Annotated in this window: 23 protein-coding genes and 2 pseudogenes; 13 read left to right on the forward strand and 12 right to left on the reverse strand. The window is 71.5% G+C overall.

Features of this window, described 5'->3' with window-relative positions:
• Nucleotides 1–5 precede the first annotated feature (5 nt).
• From msrA to ACZ6C1_RS25690, 4 genes and pseudogenes are all read left to right on the forward strand, one after another.
• Nucleotides 6–668 (forward strand): peptide-methionine (S)-S-oxide reductase MsrA, encoded by a 663-nt coding sequence (gene msrA / locus ACZ6C1_RS25675; RefSeq protein WP_469243589.1) that lies wholly within the window; start codon nt 6–8, stop codon nt 666–668.
• 32 nt (nt 669–700) lie between these two features.
• Nucleotides 701–1105 (forward strand): hypothetical protein, encoded by a 405-nt coding sequence (locus ACZ6C1_RS25680; RefSeq protein WP_469243591.1) that lies wholly within the window; start codon nt 701–703, stop codon nt 1103–1105.
• Nucleotides 1106–1207: 102 nt separating this feature from the next.
• Nucleotides 1208–1913: pseudogene (locus ACZ6C1_RS25685) on the forward strand (ATP-binding cassette domain-containing protein); the annotation flags it as partial.
• Between the two features lie 233 nt (nt 1914–2146).
• Nucleotides 2147–5521, forward strand: a complete 3375-nt coding sequence (locus ACZ6C1_RS25690) for a glycosyltransferase (protein WP_469243593.1) — start codon at nt 2147–2149, stop codon at nt 5519–5521.
• A gap of 43 nt (nt 5522–5564) precedes the next feature.
• Here ACZ6C1_RS25690 and ACZ6C1_RS25695 read toward each other — a convergent pair whose 3' ends face one another.
• Complete coding sequence (locus tag ACZ6C1_RS25695; protein ID WP_469243595.1) at nt 5565–5924, reverse strand: DUF1330 domain-containing protein; 360 nt, start codon at nt 5922–5924, stop codon at nt 5565–5567.
• A 74-nt stretch (nt 5925–5998) separates the two neighbouring features.
• Nucleotides 5999–7042, reverse strand: a complete 1044-nt coding sequence (locus ACZ6C1_RS25700) for an NAD(P)-dependent alcohol dehydrogenase (RefSeq protein ID WP_469243596.1) — start codon at nt 7040–7042, stop codon at nt 5999–6001.
• A gap of 128 nt (nt 7043–7170) precedes the next feature.
• Here ACZ6C1_RS25700 and ACZ6C1_RS25705 point away from each other — a divergent pair, with 128 nt between their 5' ends.
• On the forward strand, nt 7171–8031 hold the full coding sequence (locus ACZ6C1_RS25705; RefSeq protein WP_469243598.1) for a helix-turn-helix domain-containing protein: 861 nt from the start codon (nt 7171–7173) through the stop codon (nt 8029–8031).
• Nucleotides 8032–8134: 103 nt separating this feature from the next.
• Here the strand turns inward: ACZ6C1_RS25705 and ACZ6C1_RS25710 are convergent, their stop codons facing one another.
• Nucleotides 8135–9400, reverse strand: a complete 1266-nt coding sequence (locus ACZ6C1_RS25710; RefSeq protein WP_469243600.1) for a L,D-transpeptidase — start codon at nt 9398–9400, stop codon at nt 8135–8137.
• A gap of 213 nt (nt 9401–9613) precedes the next feature.
• Nucleotides 9614–9955, reverse strand: coding sequence for a hypothetical protein (locus ACZ6C1_RS25715; protein ID WP_469243602.1), 342 nt, complete (start codon nt 9953–9955; stop codon nt 9614–9616).
• Between the two features lie 106 nt (nt 9956–10061).
• Between ACZ6C1_RS25715 and ACZ6C1_RS25720 the strand changes: the two genes are divergently transcribed.
• Complete coding sequence (locus ACZ6C1_RS25720) at nt 10062–10346, forward strand: hypothetical protein (RefSeq protein ID WP_469243603.1); 285 nt, start codon at nt 10062–10064, stop codon at nt 10344–10346.
• A 33-nt stretch (nt 10347–10379) separates the two neighbouring features.
• Here ACZ6C1_RS25720 and hutH read toward each other — a convergent pair whose 3' ends face one another.
• The 5 genes and pseudogenes from hutH to ACZ6C1_RS25745 form a co-directional block, all read right to left on the reverse strand.
• Nucleotides 10380–11921 carry a histidine ammonia-lyase gene (gene hutH / locus ACZ6C1_RS25725; RefSeq protein WP_469243836.1) on the reverse strand — a complete coding sequence of 514 codons (1542 nt, stop codon included), beginning with the start codon at nt 11919–11921 and terminating at the stop codon, nt 10380–10382.
• A gap of 423 nt (nt 11922–12344) precedes the next feature.
• Nucleotides 12345–13484, reverse strand: a pseudogene (locus ACZ6C1_RS25730) (GGDEF domain-containing protein); the annotation flags it as partial.
• A gap of 30 nt (nt 13485–13514) precedes the next feature.
• Nucleotides 13515–14303, reverse strand: coding sequence for an enoyl-CoA hydratase/isomerase family protein (locus ACZ6C1_RS25735; protein ID WP_469243605.1), 789 nt, complete (start codon nt 14301–14303; stop codon nt 13515–13517).
• A 39-nt stretch (nt 14304–14342) separates the two neighbouring features.
• Nucleotides 14343–15518: an adenylate/guanylate cyclase domain-containing protein gene (locus ACZ6C1_RS25740; protein ID WP_469243618.1), complete on the reverse strand. Its 1176-nt coding sequence runs from the start codon at nt 15516–15518 to the stop codon at nt 14343–14345.
• Nucleotides 15519–15626: 108 nt separating this feature from the next.
• A complete protein-coding gene (locus ACZ6C1_RS25745) occupies nt 15627–16478 on the reverse strand; it encodes a biotin--[acetyl-CoA-carboxylase] ligase (protein ID WP_469243620.1) in 852 nt (283 codons plus the stop codon).
• A gap of 109 nt (nt 16479–16587) precedes the next feature.
• Between ACZ6C1_RS25745 and ACZ6C1_RS25750 the strand changes: the two genes are divergently transcribed.
• Nucleotides 16588–18189: an acyl-CoA carboxylase subunit beta gene (locus ACZ6C1_RS25750; protein WP_469243622.1), complete on the forward strand. Its 1602-nt coding sequence runs from the start codon at nt 16588–16590 to the stop codon at nt 18187–18189.
• A 9-nt stretch (nt 18190–18198) separates the two neighbouring features.
• Nucleotides 18199–18408 (forward strand): acyl-CoA carboxylase epsilon subunit, encoded by a 210-nt coding sequence (locus tag ACZ6C1_RS25755; RefSeq protein WP_469243623.1) that lies wholly within the window; start codon nt 18199–18201, stop codon nt 18406–18408.
• 4 nt (nt 18409–18412) lie between these two features.
• Here the strand turns inward: ACZ6C1_RS25755 and ACZ6C1_RS25760 are convergent, their stop codons facing one another.
• Nucleotides 18413–19552 (reverse strand): SGNH/GDSL hydrolase family protein, encoded by a 1140-nt coding sequence (locus ACZ6C1_RS25760; RefSeq protein ID WP_469243625.1) that lies wholly within the window; start codon nt 19550–19552, stop codon nt 18413–18415.
• A gap of 85 nt (nt 19553–19637) precedes the next feature.
• On the opposite strand from ACZ6C1_RS25760, the gene ACZ6C1_RS25765 reads away from it, so the two are divergent.
• From ACZ6C1_RS25765 to ACZ6C1_RS25775, 3 genes are all read left to right on the forward strand, one after another.
• The gene (locus ACZ6C1_RS25765; protein ID WP_469243627.1) at nt 19638–20246 is read left to right on the forward strand and encodes a TetR/AcrR family transcriptional regulator; all 609 of its coding nucleotides are present in this window, start codon (nt 19638–19640) and stop codon (nt 20244–20246) included.
• Between the two features lie 70 nt (nt 20247–20316).
• Complete coding sequence (gene mmpB / locus ACZ6C1_RS25770) at nt 20317–20445, forward strand: morphogenic membrane protein MmpB (RefSeq protein WP_469243629.1); 129 nt, start codon at nt 20317–20319, stop codon at nt 20443–20445.
• A gap of 49 nt (nt 20446–20494) precedes the next feature.
• Nucleotides 20495–21106 carry a Maf family protein gene (locus tag ACZ6C1_RS25775; RefSeq protein ID WP_469243631.1) on the forward strand — a complete coding sequence of 204 codons (612 nt, stop codon included), beginning with the start codon at nt 20495–20497 and terminating at the stop codon, nt 21104–21106.
• Nucleotides 21107–21109: 3 nt separating this feature from the next.
• Here the strand turns inward: ACZ6C1_RS25775 and ACZ6C1_RS25780 are convergent, their stop codons facing one another.
• Nucleotides 21110–21556, reverse strand: coding sequence for a hypothetical protein (locus ACZ6C1_RS25780; RefSeq protein WP_469243633.1), 447 nt, complete (start codon nt 21554–21556; stop codon nt 21110–21112).
• A 357-nt stretch (nt 21557–21913) separates the two neighbouring features.
• On the opposite strand from ACZ6C1_RS25780, the gene ACZ6C1_RS25785 reads away from it, so the two are divergent.
• Both ACZ6C1_RS25785 and ACZ6C1_RS25790 read left to right on the forward strand, forming a co-directional pair.
• The gene (locus tag ACZ6C1_RS25785; protein ID WP_469243635.1) at nt 21914–23668 is read left to right on the forward strand and encodes an acetyl/propionyl/methylcrotonyl-CoA carboxylase subunit alpha; all 1755 of its coding nucleotides are present in this window, start codon (nt 21914–21916) and stop codon (nt 23666–23668) included.
• 106 nt (nt 23669–23774) lie between these two features.
• The gene (locus ACZ6C1_RS25790; RefSeq protein ID WP_469243637.1) at nt 23775–24380 is read left to right on the forward strand and encodes a TetR/AcrR family transcriptional regulator; all 606 of its coding nucleotides are present in this window, start codon (nt 23775–23777) and stop codon (nt 24378–24380) included.
• A gap of 117 nt (nt 24381–24497) precedes the next feature.
• On the opposite strand, the gene ACZ6C1_RS25795 is transcribed toward ACZ6C1_RS25790, so the two are convergent.
• Nucleotides 24498–25460, reverse strand: coding sequence for a DeoR/GlpR family DNA-binding transcription regulator (locus ACZ6C1_RS25795; RefSeq protein WP_469243639.1), 963 nt, complete (start codon nt 25458–25460; stop codon nt 24498–24500).
• Nucleotides 25461–25473: the final 13 nt, after the last annotated feature.

Consider the following 25473-nt stretch of genomic DNA (forward strand, 5'->3'; position numbering starts at 1 on the left):
GAGTCATGCTGTTCGGCCGCACCCCCGTGCTCCCCACCCCCGACCAGGCCCTCCGCGGCCGCCCGGAGCCCGGGTTCACCGTGCCCGCGCGCCACACCGTCCTCGGCAACCCCCTCCTCGGCCCCTACCCGGCCGGCCTGGAGGTCGCGGACTTCGCCCTGGGCTGTTTCTGGGGCGCCGAGCGGAATTTCTGGCAGACCGACGGCGTGTGGACGACCCTCGTCGGCTACCAGGGCGGCTACACGGAGAATCCCTCGTACGAAGAGGTCTGCTCGGGTCTCACGGGCCACACGGAGGTCGTCCGCGTGGTCTTCGACCCGTCCGTGGTCTCCTACGCCACGCTTCTGAAGCTGTTCTGGGAGTCCCACGACCCCACCCAGGGCTTCCGACAGGGCAATGACGTCGGCACCCAGTACCGCTCGGCGATCCACACGCACTCCCCCGCCCAGGCGGAGGCCGCGGAGTCCTCCCGCGCCGCCTACCAGCAGGTGCTGACCGGGTCGGGGTACGGGTCGATCACCACGGAGATCCTCCCCGCCGACGACCGCCCCTTCTACCCTGCCGAGCCCTACCACCAGCAGTACCTGGACAAGAACCCGGGCGGCTACTGCGGCATCGGCGGTACGGGCGTCTCCTGCCCGATCGGTGTCGCCAGGGCCGACGGCTGACCGGTCGTCGGGTGCGGACGACGTCGTACCGCTTGAGCCGCGGCCCGTGGGGAATCGCCGTCGACCTCACGGCCGAGGCCACGCTCTCCCGGGAGCCTCCTCCCGGGGCCGAGCACATCGCCGGGCGCGTGTGGCTGGACCTCGCGCCGGTCGTGAACCATCCGCCCGCCGACCGCTCCGGGTTGCGGATCGCCGACGACGAAGCGGCCTGGCTGCGGCACGGGGCGGCCCTGGCGGCCGACTCCGTCCAGGCCCGGAGCCCGTCCTCCCACACCACGATCACGGTGCACCGGGTCCTGTTCCACCCGTGCCACTTCCAGCAGGAAGGGCTGGCGGCCGCGCTGCTGCTGTGGGCGCAGGAGGAGTTCGGTCCGCCCACCCACCCGGTGGAGGCGGCCTTCGACCCGGCCGCCAACCGGTACGCCTACGCCTGGTAGGCGGCGGGGGTTGTCCGGTGGAGCGGCTGCGGGCCGCCCCTGCCAGCGAACGCATGGGTGCGTACTACTCGACGGCGTCCCGCACGGTCGCGGACGGGGCCGCTGGCCTGCGCGCTGGCCTCGGGCGCGGAGCTGCTGCTGCTCGACGGACCGACCAATCACCTCGACCGGCCGGCGACCGGCTGACTGGAGGAGCGGCTGCGGGCGCACCGCGGCACGGTGCTGGCGGTGACGCACGACCGGGCGTTCCTGTGAGGCGGTGGCAACCGCAATCCTGGAGGTCGACCGGGACACGCGGGCGGTAACCCGGTACGGGGAGGGCTGGGCCGGTCACCGGACGGCCAAGGCCGCGGCCTGCCGCCGTTGGGAGCTCGACCACCAGGCGTTGCTGGACGACCTGGCGGACGCGGAGGCCCTGGTCGCGGCGGCCGGGCAGCGGCTGGCCGCCTCTGGCAGGGACCCGCGCGAGGGCTTCGGCAAGCACCGGCGCTCGCACGAGTCGAAGCCGTCCGGGCGGTCAGGGCCACGCGGCAGCGGCGGGAGCGGCTGCGGCGGGAGCCGGTCCCAGCGTCCCCGGAGCCGTGCGGTTCGCGTCCCGGCCGGTGGCCGCGCCGGGCACCGCCGACGTGGCCGTGGAACTGGACGGCGTGGTCGTCGGCGACCGGCTGCGGATGGCGGGACTGACCGTCGGGGGGCGGGCGACCGGCTGCTGGTGACCGGCCCGGACGGCGCCGGGAAGACGACCCTGCTGCGGGTGATCGCCGGTGACCTGCGCCCGAACCTGCGCCGCCCGCAGCGCCGCCACCGTAGCCGTTGCGGGGGGCGCGCCGCGCCCGCCATCCTCCGTGAGGGGCCGGCACCGGGACCGGGCCGCGCGAGAGGGCCGCACCGCCGCGGTCTTCTGCGTGAGCGGTGGCGTGAAGGCCGAACGGAACGGTCAATGCCGCCACTTCAGCCCGCCCGGCCTCGTACGATCGGCTCGAGGTAAGGGGGCTTGTGGACATCTCCAGGTTGCGCAATCCGTACGACTATCGGAACCCGGTGCGTGATGCCGCTGTCTTCGCCGGCCGCAGCACCGAGATGCGTGCGATCGAATACGAGCTCGGGCAAGCCGCGGTGGACAGACCGTCTCTCTGCCTGGCGCTGCACGGGCAACGGGCCGCAGGAAAGACGAGCCTGCTCAACGCCACCGAGAGAAGGGGGCGGCAGCTCGGGCTGCTACCCGTCCGGGTGGAGCTGGTGCAGGGGAGCGCTCCCCCACTGGTCTTTTTTCGCAAGGTGTTCGAGGAACTCGTCACGGCGGTCTGCGCCGACCCCGCCGCGGCTGCCCCGTTCACGGCGGCCGATTGCCGGAGGGTGATGACCGGCGCCGCGCCACCCGCCGGGTACCCGCTGGAGTTCCCCGAAGCGGTCGCGCTCTGCAGACCGGGAGATCCCGTTCCGGAGGCGGCCCTGCGGACGGACCTCGCCTACTTCGTCCGCCTTCTCGGCCGGCCGATTCTGCTGCTTGTCGACGAGGCGCAGCTCATGGCAGGGGACGCCGAAGTGCTGTCGGTCCTTCGCTTCCTCTCGACGCGGGTCGACGGCCTGGTTCTGGTGCTGGCGGGGACTTCGAGCCTGATTGACCGCATCACCGACGTGCATTCCCCCATCTTGCGGCAGTTCCGGGAGATCAAAGTCGAGCGGTTCATCGAGGGCGACGATGTCCGCGACTGCATGGTTCTTCCACTGCAGAGCCTTGGGCTGTCCTCGCAGTGCTTCGCGGACTTTCACGGGACGCTCGCGGCCCTGAAGGACCTCACGGACGGCAATCCTTACGAGATCCAGCTCTACTGCCACGAGATGTTCGCCCGGTGGCAGTCCGGCGCGGCGCCTGCCATGGAGTTGACCCCGCAGATGCTCGAGGGCGTACGGTCCCGCATGGAGTCGGGTCGCAACGTCGTCGACCGTCCGCTGATCCGCTCGGTACGCCGCATGAATGAGCGAGAGCTGGCCGTCTTCAGCGTGCTCACCTCCGCGCTCGATCAGGCCACGGCCGAAGAGACATGGTTCGCGTACAACATGGTCGGCCTGGCAGACATCAGCCGGGAGGACTTCGACCGCGTACGTCGGGCCCTGGTGCAGGACGCCGTTCTCGAGGACAGTGACGTGGTCCGGCTGGCCGTGGACACGGACTTGTTCGACGAGATCTACGTCAGGCTGTGGACCGTGAGCAAGCTGGGGCGGGCCCCGCACGCACAGCTGACCGGCCACGATGACGTCCGAGGACTGCTCGTCAGGCGTTTGAGGCGACTGCTCGGGCAGTTCACCCAGGGCGCCGCCGTGTGGGCCATGCCGACCTGCTGCACCCGCATGGGCCCCAAGCAGCTCCAGAAAGTCCTCACCTCGCTGGACAGGTTGGACGAGAAAGGGCCGGACGCCACACCGCGCGTGCCCCTTCTGCATGGGGCGATTCTGCAAGCGGGCGAACCCAAGGCCCTCGACGTCACCGCTGTCACCTGCACCTACGGCAGCACGAGCGTGGTGCGGTGGCTGTACTCCGCGGACACGGAGGACTTCCGTGTCGAGGAAGTCCCGGCGTTCGACGACGCGGTCCGGAGGATCAACGCGCTCGGTGGCGAGCTGACTGCCGAGCGAGTGCGCGTACCTCTCCGGTCCTGGCCGGCGACGGAGTGGTTCCAGCAGTCGACAGGGCGCGTGCGCCTCGCTCTGGCCGACAATCACCTGGGCGCGTCGTTCGGTGCCTATCACAGGGGCGACGTCGAGGGGGCCCGGACGCATCTGCGCACCGCCTTCGACCTCACTCCGAGCTGGGAACCGGCCAACAATCTGGCCCACGTCCTGCTGACCGAGGGCCGGCAGAAGGAAGCCCTCGCCTGGGCCGAGAGCGCGGTGTCCCTGGCCCAGGACGCCAAACACAGGGCGCTCAGCCGCTACAACGCCGCGATGGCGCACCTCTTGAACGACGACCGGGAAGCCGCCGGAAGAGAACTGTCCGCCGCCTCGGAAGAGTTGGACACCCTGCCGGTGACCGAACACATCATGGGTTACCTCCATGTTCCCGAGCTCGCCGGCTCCACCGTCTCGCTCCGGGAAGAAGTGGACGTCGACCAGTACGCGGTCATGCAGAAGGTACGGGCGGCCCTGGGATGTCCGCCGCGACAAACAGCTGCCCAGGAAACCGGGAAGCCCCAGGAGACCTGCACCGTCAAGCAACCCCCTGTGGTGCTGTGCGTGGCAACCGAGTGGGCCTCGGCCCACGGGGGCCTGAGCACCTTCAATCGGGACCTGTGCCGGGCGCTGGCGAGCGCCGGCGCGGAGGTGTACTGCGTGGTGCTCACCGCGTCGGACGAAGAAGCGGCAGCGGCGGGCGCGGCGGGTGTCACGCTGCTTCACGCGCCACGCATTCCTGGAGCCCCCGAATACACCCAGTTGACCCGTCGGCCGAAACTGCCTGAGGGAACGGTTCCCGACCTGGTGATCGGACATGGCCGCATCACCGGGCCAGCAGCCCAGCAACTGGTCGGTGACTTCTTCCCCGAGGCCCGAAGACTGCACTTCGTGCACATGGCCCCGGACGAGATCGAGTGGTACAAGCTCGACCGGGGAACCGACGTGGGGTTGGTGGCCGAGCAGCGTACGGAGATCGAGCGGGACCTGGGTGCGTCCGCGCACCGCGTCGTCGCTGTCGGCCCTCGTCTGCACAACAGGTTTCTCCCCGAGTTCACCGACTCCGGCGTCCTCACGCCCCTGCGGGTGGACCCGGGGTTCGACTCCTTCGACTCCTCCTCGGCCAGGACACCGCCTCCGGGCTCTCCGTGGTCAGTGCTGCTCCTCGGCCGGGTCGAGGACGCCGCGCTCAAGGGGCTCGACCTGGCAGCGGCGGCGTGCGGCCGTGTCGCGAAGTGGCTGGAGGAGGACAAGCTCACCCCGATCAAACTGGTGGTACGGGGGGCACCGGAGGGCACCGCCGCACAGCAGCGATCAAAGATCAAGGAGTGGTCCGGCCATCCCAAGCTGGACGTGGTGGTCCGTCCGTACACCGCCGACCAACCCCGGATCCAGCAGGACCTGGGCCGGTCGAGCCTCGTCCTCATGCCGTCCCGCGCCGAGGGATTCGGGCTGGTCGGTGTGGAAGCCATCAGCGCCGGCGTCCCTGTTCTGATCAGCGAGGAGAGCGGCCTGGCCGAGCTTCTGCGCGCTCAGATCGGTGCCGAACTGGCCGCTCGCTTCGTCGTACCGATGTCTGGTGACGACGAGCGGGACATCGACCGGTGGGCGCGCGCGATCGACCGGGTGTGCAAGGACCGTGAGAGTGCCTTCCGGCAGGTGGCAGAGCTACGTTCGGCACTTGCCGAGCAGGTGACCTGGGCACAGGCCGCAGCGGCTGTGCTCGCCGAGGCGCCCGCCCGGTAGCCCGACGCGACCGTCATGCGCGGGGACCGGTCTTGACCGCGCGTCAGGCCTGCGCCCGAACCTGCGCCGCCCGCAGCGCCGCCGCCGTCGCCGACGGGTCGTAGTCCGGGGCGACGCCGTCGATGAGCAGGATGTCGCCGGTCATGTGGCGGGTGCGCAGGGGGATGAGCCGCTGGTAGGCGTCGGAGTCGTACCAGTCGCGCGCGTGGTCCATCGACGGGAAGCCGATGATGACCAGTGCGGTGCTCCACTCCCCCTCGCGTATCTCCATGGCCGGTGCGCCGTGGACGAGGAAGCGGCCGCCGAAGGGGTCGAGGGTGGCCTGGATGCGCTCCATGTAGGTGAAGACCTCGTCGTCGAGCACGGCCGGGGGCTTGAGGCTGCCGATGGCGTAGGCGGGCATGGGGTCCTCCTCGTGGGTTCGGATGACCCCATGCTCACGGGGTGTGCGTCCGGGGTCGATTACCCCGGAGGTCATCAGATCGTCGCGGCGTCGATGACGAAGCGGTAGCGGACGTCGCTCCTGAGCACCCGCTCGTACGCCTCGTTGATCTGGTCGGCGCGGATCAGTTCGATCTCGGCGCCCAGGCCGTGTTCGGCGCAGAAGTCCAGCATCTCCTGGGTCTCGGCGATCCCCCCGATCATGGAGCCCGCCAGGGTCCTGCGGCCGGTGATCACGGAGAAGAGGTTCAGTGAGACCGGCTCTTCGGGCGCGCCGACGTTCACCAGCGCGCCGTCGGTCTTCAGCAGGCCGAGGTAGGCGTCGAGGTCGAGGGGTGCGGAGACGGTGGAGACGATCAGGTCGAAGGTGCCCGCGAGCTTCTCGAAGGTCTCCGGGTCGCTCGTGGCGTGGAAGTGGTCGGCGCCGAGCTTCAGGCCGTCCTCCTGCTTGCGCAGGGTCTGGCTGAGGACGGTGACTTCGGCGCCCAGCGCGTGGGCGATCTTGACGCCCATGTGGCCGAGGCCGCCCAGGCCGACGATGGCGACGTTCTTGCCGGGGCCGGCCTTCCAGCGGGCGAGCGGCGAGTAGAGGGTGATACCGGCGCACAGCAGGGGTGCGGCGGCGTCGAGGGCGAGGCCGTCGGGGATGCGGACGGCGTAGTTCTCGTCGACGACGAGGTGGGTGGAGTAGCCGCCGTAGGTCGGCTCGCCGTTGCGGTCGAGGGCGTTGTAGGTGCCGGTCATGCCCTCGGCGCAGTACTGCTCCATGCCTTGGCGGCAGTAGGCGCACTGGCGGCAGGAGTCGACGAAGCAGCCGACGCCGACCCGGTCGCCGACCCGGTACTTCGTCACTCCGGCACCGGCCTCGACGACGATTCCGGCGATCTCGTGGCCGGGCACCATCGGGAAGATGCCCTCGCCCCAGCCGTCGCGGGCCTGGTGGATGTCGGAGTGGCAGATTCCGGCGTACTTGATCTCGATCAGGACGTCGTGCTCACCGACCGCCCGGCGGGGGATGGTGGTGCGCTCCAGCGGGGCGTTGGCGGCAGGGGCTGCGTAAGCGGTGACGTTCGTGGTCATGGCTATGAGCCTGCCGCCATCGGCGCAGGTCACCCAGGCCTCTGTGGTGCGTACGACCGGTGTGCGTACTACTGGCAGGGTCAGGATCGGCTCCCGGCCCCGTGCGTAGGACCCGGAATACTTGCGGTATGGATCAGCGTGCCGAACTGAGTGAATTCCTCCGCTCCCGGCGGGCCCGGCTGAAGCCGGACGACGTCGGGCTGCCCGAGTTCGGGCGCCACCGCCGCGTACCGGGGCTGCGCCGGGAGGAGCTGGCGCAGCTGGCCGGGGTCTCCGTCGCCTACTACACGCGCCTGGAGCAGGGCAACGGCCGCAATGTGTCCACCGAGGTGCTGGACGCCATCGCCCGTGCGCTGCGGCTCACGGACGCCGAGCGTGCCCATCTGACGCACCTCGCGAAGCCGACGCACAAGAAGAGGAAACGGGCGGCGGCCACCCGGGCGCAGTCGGTGCGGCCGGGACTGCGGCACCTGCTCGACGCGATGGACGACGTGCCCGCGTATCTGCTGGGGCGGCGGCTGGACATCATCGCCTGGAACCGGATGGCGCGGGCGTTGCTCGGCGACTTCGCGGCGCTGGAGCCGCACGAGCGGAACATGGCGTGGCAGGTGTTCCTCGCGCCGAACGCCCGGGATCTGTACGTGGACTGGGAGGCGAAGGCGACGGAGGTCGTGAGCGTGCTGCGGATGTACGCGGGCTGCTCGGCGGACGATCCCGGCCTGTCGGCGCTGGTGGGCGAGCTGTCGGTGAAGAGCCAGGACTTCCGGAGGCTGTGGGCGGCGCACACGGTGCAGGAGAAGGGTCATGGCTCCAAACAGTTGCGTCATCCGCTGGTGGGCGAGGTGACGCTGGCGTACGAGACGCTGAAGGTGCCGGACGATCACGATCTGGCCCTGGTGACGTACACGGCGGAGCCGGGCTCGCCGTCCGCGGACGCGCTGCGGCTGCTGGCGAACTGGGGCGTGGACGAGGTCGCCGAGGCGCGGTGAGCCACGGGGTCCCCACGGCCCCCGGGGGACGGGTACGGGCACGGGTACGACGAAGGCGGCGGCCCTCCGGGAGGAGGACCGCCGCCTTCGTGCGTCGGGGGGCTCAGACGGCCGAGCCGGCCTTCCACTCCGCCCAGCTCATGTTCCAGCCGTTGAGGCCGTTGTCCGGGGCGATGGTCTTGTCCTTGGAGTTCTTCACGACGACCACGTCACCGACGATCGAGTTGTCGTAGAACCACGCGCCGGGCTGCTTGGGGTCATCGGCGCCCTTGGCGTCGTTGAGGCCCACGCAGCCGTGGCTGGTGTTCACGTTGCCGAAGATCGAGTCGGAGCCCCAGTAGTTGCCGTGGATGAAGGTGCCCGACGTGGACAGCCGCATGGCGTGCGGCACGTCCTTGATGTCGTACTCGCCCTTGCCGTCCTTCTTGGTGAAGCCGACCGTCGAGCCGTCCATCCGGGTCTCCTTGAACTTCTCGGAGATCACCATCTGGCCGTTGTAGGTCGGGTTCTCCGGCGCGCCGGCGGAGATCGGGATGGTCTTGACCGTCTTGCCGTCCTGGGTGACCGTCATGGTCTTGGCGGCGGCGTCGACGGTGGAGACCTGGTTGCGGCCGATGGTGAAGGTGACGGTCTTCTGCTGGACGCCGTAGACGCCGTCGGAGCCCTCGACGCCGTCGAGGTCCAGCTTCAGCGTGACCTTGGAACCCTCGGCCCAGTAGTTCTCGGGGCGGAAGTCGAGGCGCTGGGAGTTGAACCAGTGGCCGACGACCTCCTGGCCGCTGCTGGAGGACACGGTGATGCCGGACTGGACGGCCTTCTTGTCCGTGATCGGCTTGTTGAAGGTGATGGAGACGGGCATGCCGACGCCGACCGTGGAGCCGTCCTCGGGGGTGTAGTTCCCGATGAAGCTGTTCTCCTTGGACACGGTGGTGAAGGAGGAGTTCTCGTGGGCCTCCCGGCCCTCGGAGTCCTTGGCCGTGACCGCGATCTTGTAGGTGGTGGCCCGCTCGAGCTGCTCGCTGGGCTTCCAGCTCTTGTTGTCGGCGGCCATCTCGCCCTTGACGGTCTTGCCGTCCGGGGAGGTCATGGTCACCTGGGTGAGCGTTCCCTCGCTGACGGTGACCTTGGCGTCGTCGTTGATGCCGGCGTTCTGCGCGCCGTTCTTCGGGGAGATCGCTATTCGGGCCTGCGAGGCGTCCTTCGCGGCCGCCGCGTCGACCTGGGACTGTGACGCCTTCGAGCCGTCGGAGGCATCGGCCTTGTCCTCACCGCCGCTGCAGCCGGTGAGCACCAGTACGCCGCCGAGCAGTGCGGACGCAGCCGTCAGGCCCCTGCGCCGCTTGCCGTCCGTCATCACACGCTTCTCCATCGTCGCCGATTCCCTGCCAACTGTCTCAACAACACCCATAACAACCCGTCCGGTTCCACATCAGGCATGGATGTGGGGAACCCCACTGATCGACGCACCCCGGGGAGCCGGTGGTTCCCGATCTCCCCGAGGTATACGGACGCGCGTGAAATGGGCCCCGGACGCGCCCGCCGGGCAGCGGTCCGGGACCCGGAGCGTGACGCATATCACACGCTACGGTCGTACGTCGTCGAGGTGGTCCTCATCATCCTCCTCGTCCAGGTCCCACATGTCCGCGTCGGGGTCGTACTCCACCTGCTCGCTGGTCCACGACGCCTGGGCGAGCTCGACGCCCGGCACCTGGCCGACCAGATCGACCGGCTCGACGAGATATGCGAGAGCTTCCGCTTCGTCTTCTCGTACCGCGGACCGGGCGTGCGTACGCTCCTCGTCCGGCATGAATTCGTCGGCGTCCACGCGCTCCAGGGCGGCTCCGGTGAGTTGATCGTTGTCCGTGACTTCCAGCAGCAGTTCCACCCGAAGGCGCACATACCGTGATGTCTCAGCAGGGCTCATATGACGGAGCGTAAGCTGCCGGGACCCGCGACTTTCCAGCGACCCGCTGTGTTCATTAGCATCGGCGCACCCACCAATTCTCGGTTCCGCAAGGGGATCTGAATCTGTGTCCGTCGCACGTCGACCGCTGCTGACCGCCACCGCCGCCGGGACCCTGCTCGGTGCGCTGTGGTTCGTCCCTTCGGCCAACGCCACCGTGGAACGGCCGGCCGCGGAGCAGCACGAAACGAGAACGTCCACGGCCTCGTCGGCATCGGGCCAGGACCTCGCGCTCGCCGACACCGGCAGCGTGGACACCACCCCGTACCTGATCGGTGGGGCCGGCTTCCTCGCGATGGGGACGGGCCTGGTGGCCTTCGCCGTACGACGAGGGGCGCACACCGTCCTGTGACGGTGCGCGCCCCGTGCGCGGCGGTCGGGCTCGTCAGGCCAGCGGGCCGGTGACCTTCTCGACGGCCTCGACGAGCCTGCCCTCGCGTACGAAGGCGTCGGCGGCCTCCAGGTCAGGGGCGAGGAAACGATCCGGCCCGGGGCCCTGGACGCCGGCCGCGCGCAGCGCCTCGATCGCGGCGCGGGAGGCGGGCGCCGGGGTGAGCCCGTCGCGCAGCTCGATCGCCCGGGTCGCGGCGTACAGCTCGACGGCGATGATCCGGCCGAGGTTGCCGACGGCCGTGCGCAGCTTGCGGGCGGCCGACCAGCCCATGGAGACGTGGTCCTCCTGCATGGCGGAGGACGGGATGGAGTCGGCGGAGGCCGGGACGGCGAGCCGCTTGAGCTCGCTGACCAGGGCGGCCTGCGTGTACTGGGCGATCATCAGGCCCGAGTCGACGCCCGCGTCGTCGGCGAGGAACGGCGGCAGGCCGTGGGAGCGGTTCTTGTCGAGCAGCCGGTCGGTGCGGCGCTCGGCGATGGATCCGAGGTCGGCGGCGGCGATCGCGAGGAAGTCGAGGACGTAGGCGACGGGCGCGCCGTGGAAGTTGCCGTTGGACTCGACGCGGCCGTCGGGCAGGACGACCGGGTTGTCGACGGCGGAGGCGAGCTCGCGCTCGGCGACGAGCCGGGCGTGGGCCATGGTGTCGCGGCCCGCGCCGGCGACCTGCGGGGCGCAGCGTACGGAGTAGGCGTCCTGGACGCGCGGGGCCTCGTCCTGCTGGAAGTGGCCGGTGAGGCCGGAGCCCTCGAGGACGGCCAGCATGTTCGCGGCGGCGGCGCCCTGGCCCGGGTGCGGGCGGATGGCGTGCAGCTCGGGCGCGAGGACCTTCGCGGTGCCGAGGAGCGCCTCCAGCGACAGGGCCGCGGTGATGTCGGCGGACTTGTAGAGCGTGTCCAGGTCCGCGAGGGCCATGATCAGCATGCCGAGCATGCCGTCGGTGCCGTTGAGGAGGGCGAGGCCCTCCTTCTCGCGCAGTTCGACCGGCTCGATGCCGTGCTCGGCGAGGAGCTCGCCGGCGGGCCGGACGCGGCCGTCGGGGCCTTCGGCGTCGCCCTCGCCCATCAGGGTGAGCGCGCAGTGGCTGAGCGGCGCGAGGTCGCCGGAGCAGCCGAGGGAGCCGTACTCGTGGACGACGGGGGTGATCCCGGCGTTGAGCACGTCCGCCATGGTCTGCGCGACCTGCGGACGGACACCGGTATGACCCGAGCAGACGGTCTTCAGCCGCAGGAACATCAGCGCGCGGACGACCTCGCGCTCGACGGGCGCGCCCATGCCGGCGGCGTGCGACCGCACGATGTTGCGCTGGAGCTGGGCGCGCAGCTCGGGGCTGATGTGCCGGGTGGCGAGCGCCCCGAAGCCGGTCGACACGCCGTAGACGGGCTCGGGCTTGGCGGCGAGGGCGTCGACGATCTCCCGGGCCTTGGCGAGCGCGGCGAGCGCCTCCTGGGAGAGCTCGACACGGGCGTTGCCGCGGGCCACGGCGATGACGTCCTGGGCGGTGGTACCGGACGTCCCCACCACGACTGTGTGCATATCCATATTCAGCAGCGTACGGACTGAATCCCAACGTGTCACTACCCCGCCTCCCAGGAGCCCCTTACGCCCCGTCAGCCCGGGACGGCTTCCTGGAGCGTCCAGCCCTCCGGGGGCGGGGCAGCTCCTTACGGGCCGCCGAAGCGGCTTCCTACGGGCGACGCGAGACAGCTCCCCCTAGGCGCCACCCGAGGCCGGTGGGTCCTCCGGGCCGGACGGGTCTCCCGGGGCGGTGGGGCCGGGCGGGTCCTCCGGGCCGGACGGGTCTCCCGTGGCGGATGGGTACTCCGGACCGGGCGGGTTCGCCCGGCCGGACGGGTCCGCCGGGGCGGTGGGGCCGGGCGCGTCCTGCGGGGCGGGAGGCGCAGGGGGCCGGGCACCCGCGGGCGGCGGGGGTGGGAGCGGGCCCAGCACGGCGGCGTCCGGCGGGGCGTCGCGGAAGCGGCGGCGGTCGCGCGAGGGGGCCGGGGGGTGATCCGCCAGCGCGATGACCGTACCGTCGCGGCCCGCCACCACCGGCTTGGCGGACCGGGCCGCCTTGGCCCGGTACTGGGCCGCGTCCGCCAGCCGGAACAGGCGCCGAGCCGACTGCACCGGGCCGATCGGGTCACCGGTCGACGCGACCCCGCACGCCACCCCCTCACCGAGCTCCAGGTCCCCGGCGCGTACGCACAGCTCGTCCGCCGCCCGCACCACCTCGTCCGCCTCCGGCCCCACCGACACCAGGCAGAACTCGTCACCGCCCAGCCGCGCCGCCAGCGCGCCGGGGAGCATCGCCCCGCAGTAGGAGAGGACCGAGCCGAACCGCTCCAGCAGCCGGTCGCCCACCGCGTGCCCGTGCGTGTCGTTGACGCGCTTGAGGCCGTTCAGGTCGCAGACCACCAGGCTGACCACCGTCCCGTCCGCCAGGAAGCGCTCGACGGCCTCGTCCAGCCGCATGTCCACCGCCCGCCGGTTGGCGAGCCCGGTCAGCGGGTCGGTGAAGGCCAGGCGGCGGACCTCCTCCAGCCGCTCGGTCTGCGCGATCCCGGCGGCGACGACCGACGCGAGGACGGTCGCGAAGTCCGCGTCGTGGCGGTCGAAGACCGGCGCCCCGACCGGCCGCGCCACGTACAGCTCGCCCCACGCCCGCCCGTGCATCACTATCGGCGCCACGACACAGCACCCCCGGCCCCGCCGCCGCAGCGCGGCGACCCGGCCGCGCAGCGCCGAGTAGGCCGGGCCGCCGGACGTCTCCGGCCCCTCGGCCGTCTCCACCCAGGCGTTCGGCTCGCCGCCGCCCGCCCACCGCTCGTGCAGGAATTCGGTGATCTCCGAGAACTGGTGGACCGGGTACGTCTCGGAGTCCGGGAACTCCTCCTCGTCCGGCGCCCGCGCCCCCGCGTTCACCAGCACCTTCAGCCGGCCGAGGTCGCGCTCCCACATCGAGAGCGCGGCGAACGTCCCGCCCAGCGCGTCCCTCGCGCCCAGCGCCGCCGCCCGCCAGGTCTCACGCGGAGTGTGCGCCGACGCCATGGCCTGCGCGAGCGCCACTACAGCGCGTAGCCGGACATCCTCACCCATTCCTCAAGCTTAGGGAGGATGACCGACTTTTCACTCCCCGGGCCACTCCGGCTTCCGCTTCTCGTTGAACGCCGCCACGCCCTCGGCCCGGTCGCCCGAGAAGGCCACCGACCGCCACGCCGCGTCCTCGACCTCCAGGCCCGCCCGCAGGTCCAGACCCTGCCCCAGGCGCATGGCCCGCTTGGCGGCCCGCAGCCCGACCGGCGAGTTGGCGGCGATCCGGCCCGCGAGCTCCAGGGCGCCCTCGCGGGCGTCGTCCACGAGCTGGTCTGCCAGACCCAGGGACACCGCCTCGGCCGCCGCCACGCGCCGCGCCGTGAACACCAGCTCCGCCGCCCGCGCGGCCCCCACCCGGCGCGGCAGCAGCTGCGTGCCCCCGCCGCCGGGGATGACACCCACCGACACCTCGGGCAGTCCGACGACCGCCGTCGCGTCGACCACGATCAGGTCACAGGCGAGCGCGAGCTCGAAGCCACCGCCCAGGGCGAAGCCGTGCACGGCGGCGACCGTCGGCATCGGCAGCTCCAGCACGCCGGTGTACGCGCCGCGCGCGACCGGGCGCTGGCGCACCAGCTCGGCGTCGCTCAACGAGTTGCGCTCCTTGAGGTCGGCGCCGACGCAGAACGCCTTGTCGTTGGAGGAGGTCAGCACGGTGACGCGCACCGACGGATCGGCCGCCAGCGCGTCACAGGCGGCGCCGATGGAGCGGGCCATCTCCGTGGAGACGGCGTTCATGGCCTTGGGCCGGTCGAGCACCAGCTCGGCGACGTGATCGTGGTGACGAACGGCGACGAATTCACCGAAGCGCTGCTCGGACATGCGTGACACACCCTCCCGGTTAACGAACGTTAGCGACCGCTATCCGGGGATCTTAGGCTCCCGCCTCGTCAGCAGCCAGGGCTCGATCACCCCGAGACCACGCACGGGCCGCTGCCACATGGGCTGAAGCGCGAAGCGGTACGAGGGAGGCGCCTCGCCCTCCTTCTCCGCACGGGCGACCTCCTCGGCGACCTGGGCCTCCGACACGGGCGCCTCGCCCGAGCGGGAGAGCTCCTTGGCGAACGCCCCGTCGACCAGGACCGCGTCCTTGGGCGCTATCGAGGTGAGCCGGCTCGCCAGGTTCACCGTCGTACCGAAGACATCGCCCATCCGGGTCGTGACCGTGCCGAAGGCGATGCCGACGCGCAGCGCGGGCATCGTCTCGTCGTGGGTGAGCGTCTCGATGAGCCGGAGGGCGATCTCAGCGGCCGTACCGGCGTCGTCGGCCGCGTAGAGGACCTCGTCACCGAGCGTCTTGATGAGCCGCCCGCCGTGCGCGGCGACCAGGTCGGCCGAAGTGGTCTCGAACGCCTCGACCAGCTCGCCGAGCTCCTCCTCCTCCAGCCGCCGGGTGAGCCGGGTGAAGCCGACGAGGTCCGCGAAGCCGACCGCGAGGCGCCGGTCCACCATCTCCTCGTCGTCGGCTGCCTGCACCACGCGTCCGGTCGCCGCCGCGAGCTGCCGCCGCCACACGTACACCAGGAACTCCTGGAGCTCCGGCAGCAACAGCTCCACCAGGGGATACGTCACTTCCGTGCGTGTCATCCCGGGCTCGGGAGGCTCGGTGAGCCCCTCCAGGAACGAGTCGATCTGCCATTCGGCCAGCCGGGCGGTGGTCTGCCCGGTGGAGCGGGCCACCTGCACCGCCATCGGCTCGCTCAGCAGGCCCGCCTCGACCAGACCGGCCAGCCGGCGCAGCGCCAGCACGTCCGCCTCGGTCAGCGCCTTGGCCTGCCCGATGTCGGCGAAGCCCATGGCCCGCCAGAACCGGGAGGCCAGGTCCATGGAGACACCGGCGGTACGGGCCGCCTGGAAGGGGGTGTACCGGCGCTCGGCGCCGAGGATGAGCTGCTCCAGGCGGATGGCCAGGGGGTCGTCGGTCGGCTCAGCCGTATGGTCGACGACATGGTGGGGGGTGGGGTACTCCGCCCCGCTCGGCTCCGCCCCGCTCGGCCCGGACCCGGACCCGCCCGAGTTCGCGTCGTCGACGGTCACCGGCCGCCTCCTGCCCGTTCCCTGCGCACTGTCCTGCCGATCTGTAGCTGGATCGTCGTCAACGATACGGCAGGTGTGCCCTGGCTCACGTCCCGGCGGCCGAGCGCGTCAGTCCACCGGGCGCAGATGCACGATGTCGCCCGCGCCCACGGCCTCCCTTTGTCCGCCGGGCGGCGCCACCACCAGCCGGCCGTCGCCGTCGATGGCGACCGCCTCGCCGGTGAGGGTCCGGTCGCCGGGCAGTTCGGCCCGGACGGTACGGCCGAGGGTCGCGCAGCCCGCCGCGTACGCCTCCTGGAGTCCGGAGGCCGCCGGGTCGCCGCCGGCGGCGGTCCACCGGCCGTACCACTGCTCCAGTGAGCGCAGGACGGCGCGCAGCAGTGTGTCGCGGTCGGTGGAGATCGCGTTCGCGAGGAGCAGGGATCCGGCCGTGGGCACGGGAAGCTCTTCCTCGTGGAGCGTGACGTTGAGGCCGAGCCCGACCACGATGCCGTCGTCCCCGGCCCGCTCGGCGAGGATGCCGCCGGCCTTCCGCTCCTCCCCGGCGACCTTCACCATCAGGTCGTTGGGCCACTTCAGTGCCATGTCCACGCCTGCGGCGCGGGCCAGCCCGGTGGCGGCGGCGACGCCGGTGAGCAGCGGCAGCCAGGCGAGACGGGTGACGGGGACGTCGGGCTTGAGCAGGACGGAGAAGAACAGGCCGGACCGGGCGGGCGCGGACCAGGTACGGTCCAGCCGGCCGCGCCCCGCCGTCTGCTCCTCGGCGACCAGCACCGCGCCCTGGGGCAGGGCGGCGGCACGGACGGCCAGGTCGGAGTTGGTGGAGCCGGTGGCGGGCACGATGTCGAGGGAGCTCCACAACCCGCCGTGCCGCACCAGGGCGCGGCGCAGGGAGGCGGCGTTCAGGGGCGGTCGTTCGAGGTCGGACCAGGGGCTCCCTGGACCAAGTGAGGGCGTCATGCAAGCCAGCGTAGGTGTGGTAAACACCGCACTGCCGAAGGCTATGGCCGCCGATACGCTACGGGTCAGTAGCCAACGATCCCGTGACCAGGCAGGGAGCCGCATCCCGATGTCCGAGCCGGCCAAGCCCCAAGAGCCCCAGAAGATCGACATTCATACGACCGCGGGCAAGCTCGCGGATCTGCAGCGCCGTATCGACGAGGCGACGCACGCGGGCTCCGAGCGCGCCGTCGAGAAGCAGCACGCGAAGGGCAAGTTGACGGCGCGGGAGCGGATCGCCCTGCTGCTGGACGACGACTCCTTCGTCGAGCTGGACGAGTTCGCCCGCCACCGCTCCACCAGCTTCGGCCTGGAGAAGAACCGCCCGTACGGAGACGGTGTCGTCACCGGGTACGGAACGGTCGACGGCCGCCCGGTGGCGGTGTTCTCACAGGACTTCACGGTCTTCGGCGGTGCCCTCGGCGAGGTGTTCGGGCAGAAGATCATCAAGGTGATGGACTTCGCCCTGAAGACCGGCTGCCCGGTCATCGGTATCAACGACTCGGGCGGCGCCCGTATCCAGGAGGGCGTCATGGCCCTCGGCATGTACGGCGAGATCTTCCGCCGCAACACCCATGCCTCGGGCGTCATTCCGCAGATCAGCCTGGTGGTCGGCCCGTGTGCCGGCGGGGCGGTCTACTCCCCCGCCATCACCGACTTCACCGTGATGGTCGACCAGACGTCGCACATGTTCATCACCGGCCCCGACGTCATCAAGACGGTGACGGGCGAGGACGTCGGCTTCGAGGAGCTGGGCGGCGCCCGGACGCACAACACCACCTCCGGTGTGGCGCACCACATGGCGGGGGACGAGAAGGACGCCATCGAGTACGTCAAGTCCCTGCTGTCGTACCTGCCGTCGAACAACCTCTCGGAGGCGCCCGCCTTCCCGGAGGAGGCGGACCTGGAGCTGAGCGACGAGGACCGTGAGCTGGACGTCCTCATCCCGGACTCGGCGAACCAGCCGTACGACATGCACACCGTCATCGAGCATGTGCTGGACGACGGTGAATTCCTGGAGACCCAGGGGATGTTCGCGCCGAACATCGTCACCGGCTTCGGCCGGGTCGAGGGGTACCCGGTCGGCGTCGTCGCCAACCAGCCGATGCAGTTCGCGGGCTGCCTGGACATCGACGCCTCTGAGAAGGCGGCCCGGTTCGTCCGGACCTGCGACGCGTTCAACATCCCGGTCCTGACGTTCGTCGACGTGCCGGGCTTCCTGCCGGGCGTGGGCCAGGAGCACGAGGGCATCATCCGGCGCGGCGCCAAGCTGATCTACGCGTACGCCGAGGCGACCGTCCCGCTGATCACGGTGATCACGCGCAAGGCGTTCGGCGGCGCGTACGACGTCATGGGCTCCAAGCACCTGGGCGCCGACCTCAACCTGGCGTGGCCGACCGCGCAGATCGCGGTGATGGGCGCGCAGGGTGCCGTCAACATCCTGCACCGCCGCGCCATCGCGGAGGCCGACGACGTCGAGGCGACACGGGCGCGACTGATCCAGGAGTACGAGGACGCCCTGCTCAACCCGTACACGGCGGCCGAGCGCGGGTACATCGACGCGGTCGTGATGCCGTCCGAGACGCGGACGCAGATCGTGAAGGGCCTGCGTCAGCTCCGGACGAAGCGGGAAAACCTGCCTCCGAAGAAGCACGGCAACATCCCCCTCTAAGGAGCCCCCATGATCAAGGTTCTGCGGGGCAACCCGACCCCGGAGGAGCTGGCCGCCGCCCTGGCGGTGGTCCAGGCCCGCGCCGCCGCCACCGCCGCGGCGGCCTCCGGCGGCGCGGCGCACGTCCCCGAGGGCTGGTCGGACCCGGCGAGGATCGCCCAGAGCCGCCGCCCGCAGCCGGGCCCGCGGTCGTGGGCGCGCTCGTACTGGCCCGTCTAGCTCGTCACAGCAGCGCGGCGACGGCCTCCGCCATGACGCGGTATCCCGTGTCGTTCGGGTGGAGGCCGTCCTCGTACGCGTACGAGGGGTTGAGCCGGTCCGGGTCGGCCGGGTCGGCCATGAGCCGGTGGAGGTCGACGACCGCGTCGAACGCGCCGGACTCGCGGATCCAGTCGTTGACCTCGGCGCCGACCTTGGCGGCGCGCGGGCCCCAGTGGGTGGTGCCCTTGAAGGGCAGGATGGTCGCACCGACGATACGTACGCCCCGCGCGTGCGCTGCCCGTATCAGGGTCCGGTAGCCGGCGATCGGTTCGGCGGCCGGCAGGACCGGGGCGGGCTTGTAGGTGGGCTGGTCCCGGGCCTCGCTGAAGCCGATGTCGTTGAGCCCCTGGAGGAGGACGACGGTTCCTGCGCCGGGCAGGTCGAGGGCGTCGCGGTGGAAGCGGGCCGAGGCGCGCTCACCGAACCAGGCGGAGTCGTTGAGCAGCAGGTTGCCGCCGATTCCGGCGTTGAGCACGGGTCGGTCGATCCGCTCGGCGAGGGCGTCGGACCAGCGGCGGTCGGCGTTCGGGGTGGAGCCGAAGCCGTCCGTGAGGGAGTCGCCGAACAGCACGACGCCCGGCGGGGGAACGCCCGGTCCGCTCACGTCCACTCCGGTCAGGTAGTACCAGGACCGGGTCGTCTCCGTGAACGGCGCCCCGGTGACGTCGTCACGGTGGTCGCCCTCGGCTCGGTAGGTGTCGGTGAAGCCCTGGGCGTGGAAGGTGGCCGGGCCGGTGGTGCCGGCGAGGTGGAGGGTGACGGTCAGCCGGTCCAGCCGTTCGAGGGTGAGGGCGGCGGGGTCGCTCTCGATCCGTCCGTGCGCCGGGACGTCCACCGACGCCTCGCCCGTGAAGGTGAGGCGCCGCAGGGTCCCCGGCAGGACGGCCGCGCCCGTGTCCGTACGGGCGAGCGTGGCGCCCGTGATGCGGAGCGGGCTCGTCCCGTAGGCGTTGGAGAGCCGGATCCTGACCCGGTCGCCGGCGGCGGTGACGCGGACGACCTGGCGGACGGTGTGGTCGGAGAAGCCTTCCTGGGACCAGTTGGGGGTGAAGCCGGTCGAGGGAAGCTGGGGGGAGGCGGTCCAGGCGGCGGTCCAGTACATCAGCACTCCTAATGGGATTGACGTTCCATTAAGCTGGGACCCGACCGTACCATCGTCATCGCACTAAACGAAACAGGAGTCCCATTTGGAATCCCTGCCCGGCACCGTCCGCCCCGGCGGCCGCACCGCCAAGGTCCGCGCGGCCGTCCTGCGGGCCACCGAGGAGGCCCTGGCCACCGAGGGCTTCCACGCCCTGAACATGGACCGCATCGCCGCGAGCGCCGGCGTCGGCAAGACCACCGTCTACCGACGCTGGGCCTCGCCCGTCGGCCTGATCGCCGACCTGCTGCGCGACATGGCCGAACGGTCCGTCCCGGCCTCCGACACCGGCTCCCTGGAAGGAGACCTCCGCGACAACGCCACCCTTGTCGTCCAGACCCTCACCGACCCCCGTATGGGGGCCGTGTTCCGCGCGGTGATCGCGGCGGCGGCCTGCGACCAGGAGTGCGCCACCGCCCTGCGCGGCTTCTACGCCACCCGCCTGCGCACCTGGGCCACCGCCGTCGAACGCGCCGTCGAACGCGGCGAGGCCCCGCCCGGCACCGACCCGGTCGAGGTCCTCCGCGCGGTCTCCGCCCCGCTCTACTACCGCTTCGCCGTCAGCCACGAGCCGCTCACCGCCGCGGACGCGGAACGCGCGGTGGCGGCGGCGCTCACGGCCACCCGAGCGGGGGTGTTCACCACCCCCGATTAGTCCGTAAGCACCGGGGCGCCTGAGTACGGATACTCAGGCGCCGGGCGGATCCCGGCAGCAGGATCGAAGGATGCTGTGGTCCGACCCCGAGAACGAACCCCCCAAAGAGATGCGCGACATGCAGGCGATGCTGCGCCGCGCGGGGATTCTGCTGGCGCTCGCGATGGTGCTGGCGATGTTCGCGGTGGGGCTCCACTGACACGGCCGGCACCCCCGCCGGCAGGGGCGTTTTCCGTACGATGGCGCCCATGACTGCTGCCCGGCGCCGCCGCCTCGTCCTCGCCTCCGCGTCCCCCGCCCGCCTCGGTCTGCTGCGCCAGGCCGGGCTCACCCCCGAGGTGATCGTCAGCGGGGTCGACGAGGACAAGTTCACCGCCCCCACCCCGGCCGAACTGGCGCTCGCCCTCGCCGAGGCCAAGGCCGCCCACGTGGCCGCCAAGCCCGAGGCGAGCGGCGCCCTCGTCATCGGCTGCGACTCGGTCCTGGAGCTGGACAAGCAGGCCCTCGGCAAGCCCGCCGACGCCGAGGAGGCCACCGCCCGCTGGAAGGCGATGCGCGGCCGCGCCGGCATCCTCCAGACCGGCCACTGCGTCTACGACACCACCGCCAAGCGGTACGCCTCCGCGACCGCCTCCACCCTCGTCCGCTTCGGCGACCCGACGGACGAGGAGATCGCCGCGTACGTCGCCAGCGGCGAACCCCTCCACGTGGCGGGCGCGTTCACCCTCGACGGGCGCTCGGCCCCCTTCATCGACGGCATCGACGGCGACCCGGGCAATGTGATCGGCCTGTCCCTGCCGCTGCTGCGCCGCCTGCTGGCCGAGCTGGGCATCGCCATCACCGACCTCTGGAGCGACTGACCGTCACGCCGGAGCCACGCCGCCCTCCTCGACGGGCGGCGCCGGCTCCTCCTCACCCTCCGGCGCGTACAGCACCAGCGACGCGACGACGAGCCCCAGCACGACCATCATGTACGCGAACGCGCCCCACCCGACCAGGCCCACCGTCACGGCGCCCAGCACCCCGTGCGTGATCGCACAGGAGACGAGCACGATCCGCACGGCCCGCCCCGGCTCCCGGTCCCGCACGCCGAGGAGCACCAGCAGGACGCCGCACAGCGCCACGTACGCGCCGAAGACCCCGCCCATGACCCAGATCGCCGTGACCATCAGGTCCGGGTCGAGACCGTCCAGCGACATGCGCTGACCGCCCACGACCCTGGCGAGCACCATGTGCAACAGCACCAGGCCCACCGCCTCCAGGACCAGCACGGTCCCGGCCGCCACTGCTATCGGTCTGCGGCCCACCATGGGCTCTCCCCTGCCTGTTACCTGCCCCGACGAGTCGGTACGGACGACAGCGCGCAGGCTACTGACTGGTAAACGTAGGGACAAGGGTTCTGACAGGGCGGCAAAGAATCATTCGCCCATTCGTAGGGACTCCACAAAGAAACGGGATCCCCTGCTGGCCGGGAAGACAGAGACCTTGACCACACCCCGGGGTTACTGTTCCGTCAAGAAGCCCTGCGTAACGTGGTGCGACAAGGGATTTCACGACTCCACTACGCCTCGAATCACGCTCCGTGTGGGCAAGCTCACCATTGGGGACGGGTCGTAAGGCCGTGTCGGCTGTCCCTAAACTCAGCTTGTTTCAAGGAGGGAGCCATCGTGCGCAAGGTGCTCATCGCCAACCGTGGCGAAATCGCTGTCCGTGTCGCCCGTGCCTGCCGGGATGCCGGGATCGCCAGCGTAGCCGTCTACGCCGATCCGGACCGGGACGCCCTGCACGTCCGTGCGGCCGACGAGGCGTTCGCCCTGGGCGGTGACACCCCGGCCGCCAGTTACCTGGACATGGCCAAGGTGCTCCAGGCCGCGGCGGATTCCGGCGCGGACGCCATCCATCCGGGTTACGGATTCCTCTCCGAGAACGCGGAGTTCGCCCAGGCCGTCATCGACGCGGGGCTGACCTGGATCGGCCCGCCGCCCCAGGCGATCCGTGACCTCGGTGACAAGGTCGCCGCCCGGCACATCGCCCAGCGGGCGGGTGCGCCGCTGGTGGCGGGTACGCCCGACCCCGTGTCCGGTGCCGACGAGGTCGTCGCCTTCGCCGAGCAGCACGGCCTGCCGATCGCCATCAAGGCCGCCTTCGGCGGCGGCGGACGCGGTCTGAAGGTCGCCCGCACGCTCGAAGAGGTACCCGAGCTGTACGACTCCGCCGTGCGGGAGGCCGTCGCCGCCTTCGGCCGCGGCGAGTGCTTCGTCGAGCGCTACCTCGACAAGCCCCGCCACGTGGAGACCCAGTGCCTGGCGGACAAGCACGGCAACGTCGTCGTGGTGTCGACGCGTGACTGCTCGCTCCAGCGCCGCCACCAGAAGCTCGTCGAGGAGGCCCCCGCGCCGTTCCTGTCCGACGAGCAGAACGCCGAGCTGTACCGGGCGTCCAAGGCCATCCTGAAGGAGGCCGGCTACGTCGGCGCCGGCACCGTCGAGTTCCTCGTCGGCGTGGACGGCACGATCTCCTTCCTGGAGGTCAACACCCGTCTCCAGGTCGAGCACCCGGTCACCGAGGAGGTCTCCGGCATCGACCTCGTACGCGAGATGTTCCGTATCGCCGACGGCGAGGAGCTCGGGTACGACGACCCGGCCGTACGCGGCCACTCCTTCGAGTTCCGTATCAACGGCGAGGACCCGGGCCGCAACTTCCTCCCCGCCCCCGGCACCGTCACCACCTTCGCGCCGCCCAGCGGCCCGGGTGTGCGCCTGGACGCGGGCGTGGAGTCGGGCAGCGTCATCGGCCCGGCGTGGGACTCCCTGCTCGCCAAGCTGATCGTCACCGGTGCGACCCGCGAGCAGGCCCTGCAGCGGGCCGCGCGGGCGCTGGCCGAGTTCCAGGTCGAGGGCATGGCCACGGCCATCCCCTTCCACCGCGCGGTCGTCGTCGACCCGGCGTTCACCTCGGACCCGTTCCGCGTGCACACGCGCTGGATCGAGACCGAGTTCGTCAACGAGATCAAGCCCTTCGCCGCCCCCGCCGACACCGAGGCGGAGGAGGAGCCGGGCCGTGAGACCGTCGTCGTCGAGGTCGGCGGCAAGCGCCTGGAGGTCTCGCTGCCGTCCTCGCTGGGCATGAGCCTGGCCCGGACGGGTCTGGCCGCGGGTGCCAAGCCCAAGCGCCGTGCCGCGAAGAAGGCCGGCTCCGCCGCCTCGGGCGACACGCTCGCCTCCCCGATGCAGGGCACGATCGTCAAGGTCGCGGTCGAGGAGGGCCAGGAGGTCAAGGAGGGCGACCTCATCGTCGTCCTCGAAGCGATGAAGATGGAGCAGCCGCTCAACGCCCATCGCGCGGGCACGGTCAAGGGTCTGTCGGCGGAGGTCGGCGCGTCGGTGACGTCCGGCGCCGCGATCTGCGAGATCAAGGACTGACACACCTCACCACAGGGGCCCGTCGGCGCATGCCCGGCGGGCCCCTCGCCATGAGCACGATGGCATCCTGGAGACAGAGGCGGGGCCTGCGAGGGAGGACGGCGCGATGGCGACGAGTACGGCGGCGGACGGGACGCCGGACAGGGCGCCGGGCGCGCCGCGCCCCATGCGCGCCGATGCCCGCCGCAACTACGAGCGGCTGCTGGGCGAGGCGCGGGCCGCGTTCGCGGAGCACGGCACCGACGCGTCGCTGGAGGACATCGCGCGCCGCGCCGGGGTCGGCATCGGCACGCTGTACCGGCACTTCCCCAACCGGCACGCGCTGATGAACGCCGTCTTCCAGGACGCGCTCCACACCCTGCTGGAGCGGTCGCGCGACCTGGCCGGCTCGGAGCAGCCCTGCACGGCGCTCGTGGAGTGGCTGCGCGCCATCGTCACGCACGCGGGTGAGTACCGGGGCCTCGCCCGCGCGCTCATGTCGGCGTCGCACGACACGAGTTCGGCCCTGTCGCAGTGCAGCACGCCGATGCGCTCGGCGGGCGAGCGGCTGCTGGTCCGCGCCCAGGAGGCGGGCGCGGTACGGGCGGACGTGTCGATCGGTGACCTGATGCAGCTCACCAACGCGATCGCCCTGGCCGCCGAGCAGTCCCCGGACGACCCGGAGCTGGCCGACCGTCTCCTGACCCTGACGCTGCGCGGCCTCAGGCCCTGACCCGCGCCCGGCCGGAGGGCTTCCCGGCCGGCCCCGCGCCGTCCGGGCGTGACGCACGGCGGGGGTGCCTCGCGGCGCGGAGGCGGGCGCACCGCGGACGGGGCCCGGCGGGGGCCGTCAGCGGCGGCGGAGGTCCGCCACCCGTGCGCTGCGCTCCGGGGGCTGGCCGTCACCGGAGAGGGAGGCGGTGCGCAGTTGCGGGCCCCCGGGGTGACGGGCGCGCTGGCCCGGGAGGGGAACGTCCCGTCGGGCCTGGCGGCCCGGCGGCGGGGTGCCGTCCGCGCCGGAAGCGCCGGGCCCCGGTCCGGCCACCGTGATCTGCACGCCCTGGTCCGCCAGCGCCTGGAGCTCGGTGCCCGCCCGGTCGTCGTGGACGGGCGGCTCGTCGGTGACCAGCCGGGTGATCAGGTCCGTCGGCACCGTCTGGAACATGGTGTCCGTCCCGAGCTTGGTGTGGTCGGCCAGCACGACGACCTCCGCCGCCGCCTGGACCAGCGCCCGGTCGACGCTCGCGGACAGCATGTTGGACGTGGACAGGCCGCGCTCGGCGGTGAGCCCGCTCCCGGACAGGAACGCCCGCGAGACCCGCAGCCCCTGGAGGGACTGCTCGGCCCCGCTGCCCACCAGCGCGTAGTTGGAGCCGCGCAGGGTGCCGCCGGTCATGACGACCTCCACCCGGTTGGCGTGGGCGAGCGCCTGGGCGACGAGCAGGGAGTTGGTGACGACGGTCAGCCCGGGTACGCGGGCGAGCCGGCGGGCCAGCTCCTGCGTGGTGGTCCCCGCGCCGACCACGATGGCCTCGCCCTCTTCGACGAGCCCGGCGGCCACGTCGGCGATGGCCGTCTTCTCGGCGGTCGCGAGATGGGATTTCTGCGGGAAGCCGGACTCTCGCGTAAAACCGCCCGGCAGCACCGCACCGCCGTGCCGGCGGTCGAGGAGTCCTTCTGCCTCCAGCGCCCGCACGTCACGCCGTACGGTCACTTCGGAGGTCTGGACGACACGGGCGAGCTCCCGGAGCGATACCGCCCCGTTGGCGCGCACCATTTCAAGGATCAACTGACGACGTTCTGCAGCGAACACGAAACTGACAGTA

This window comes from Streptomyces sp. NPDC041796, from assembly GCF_055590785.1.

Excerpts from the sequence above, each read along its gene's own strand:
- ACZ6C1_RS25700 (WP_469243596.1), bottom strand. The coding sequence starts at position 7,042 with ATGACCACGAACGTCACCGCTTACGCAGCCCCTGCCGCCAACGCCCCG.
- ACZ6C1_RS25735 (WP_469243605.1), bottom strand. The coding sequence starts at position 14,303 with ATGTCCGAGCAGCGCTTCGGTGAATTCGTCGCCGTTCGTCACCACGAT.
- ACZ6C1_RS25760 (WP_469243625.1), bottom strand. The coding sequence starts at position 19,552 with ATGTACTGGACCGCCGCCTGGACCGCCTCCCCCCAGCTTCCCTCGACC.
- ACZ6C1_RS25755 (WP_469243623.1), top strand. The coding sequence starts at position 18,199 with ATGATCAAGGTTCTGCGGGGCAACCCGACCCCGGAGGAGCTGGCCGCC.
- ACZ6C1_RS25775 (WP_469243631.1), top strand. The coding sequence starts at position 20,495 with ATGACTGCTGCCCGGCGCCGCCGCCTCGTCCTCGCCTCCGCGTCCCCC.
- ACZ6C1_RS25750 (WP_469243622.1), top strand. The coding sequence starts at position 16,588 with ATGTCCGAGCCGGCCAAGCCCCAAGAGCCCCAGAAGATCGACATTCAT.
- ACZ6C1_RS25710 (WP_469243600.1), bottom strand. The coding sequence starts at position 9,400 with ATGGAGAAGCGTGTGATGACGGACGGCAAGCGGCGCAGGGGCCTGACG.
- mmpB (WP_469243629.1), top strand. The coding sequence starts at position 20,317 with ATGCTGTGGTCCGACCCCGAGAACGAACCCCCCAAAGAGATGCGCGAC.
- hutH (WP_469243836.1), bottom strand. The coding sequence starts at position 11,921 with ATGCACACAGTCGTGGTGGGGACGTCCGGTACCACCGCCCAGGACGTC.
- msrA (WP_469243589.1), top strand. The coding sequence starts at position 6 with ATGCTGTTCGGCCGCACCCCCGTGCTCCCCACCCCCGACCAGGCCCTC.
- ACZ6C1_RS25715 (WP_469243602.1), bottom strand. The coding sequence starts at position 9,955 with ATGAGCCCTGCTGAGACATCACGGTATGTGCGCCTTCGGGTGGAACTG.
- ACZ6C1_RS25705 (WP_469243598.1), top strand. The coding sequence starts at position 7,171 with ATGGATCAGCGTGCCGAACTGAGTGAATTCCTCCGCTCCCGGCGGGCC.
- ACZ6C1_RS25790 (WP_469243637.1), top strand. The coding sequence starts at position 23,775 with ATGGCGACGAGTACGGCGGCGGACGGGACGCCGGACAGGGCGCCGGGC.
- ACZ6C1_RS25695 (WP_469243595.1), bottom strand. The coding sequence starts at position 5,924 with ATGCCCGCCTACGCCATCGGCAGCCTCAAGCCCCCGGCCGTGCTCGAC.
- ACZ6C1_RS25780 (WP_469243633.1), bottom strand. The coding sequence starts at position 21,556 with ATGGTGGGCCGCAGACCGATAGCAGTGGCGGCCGGGACCGTGCTGGTC.
- ACZ6C1_RS25745 (WP_469243620.1), bottom strand. The coding sequence starts at position 16,478 with ATGACGCCCTCACTTGGTCCAGGGAGCCCCTGGTCCGACCTCGAACGA.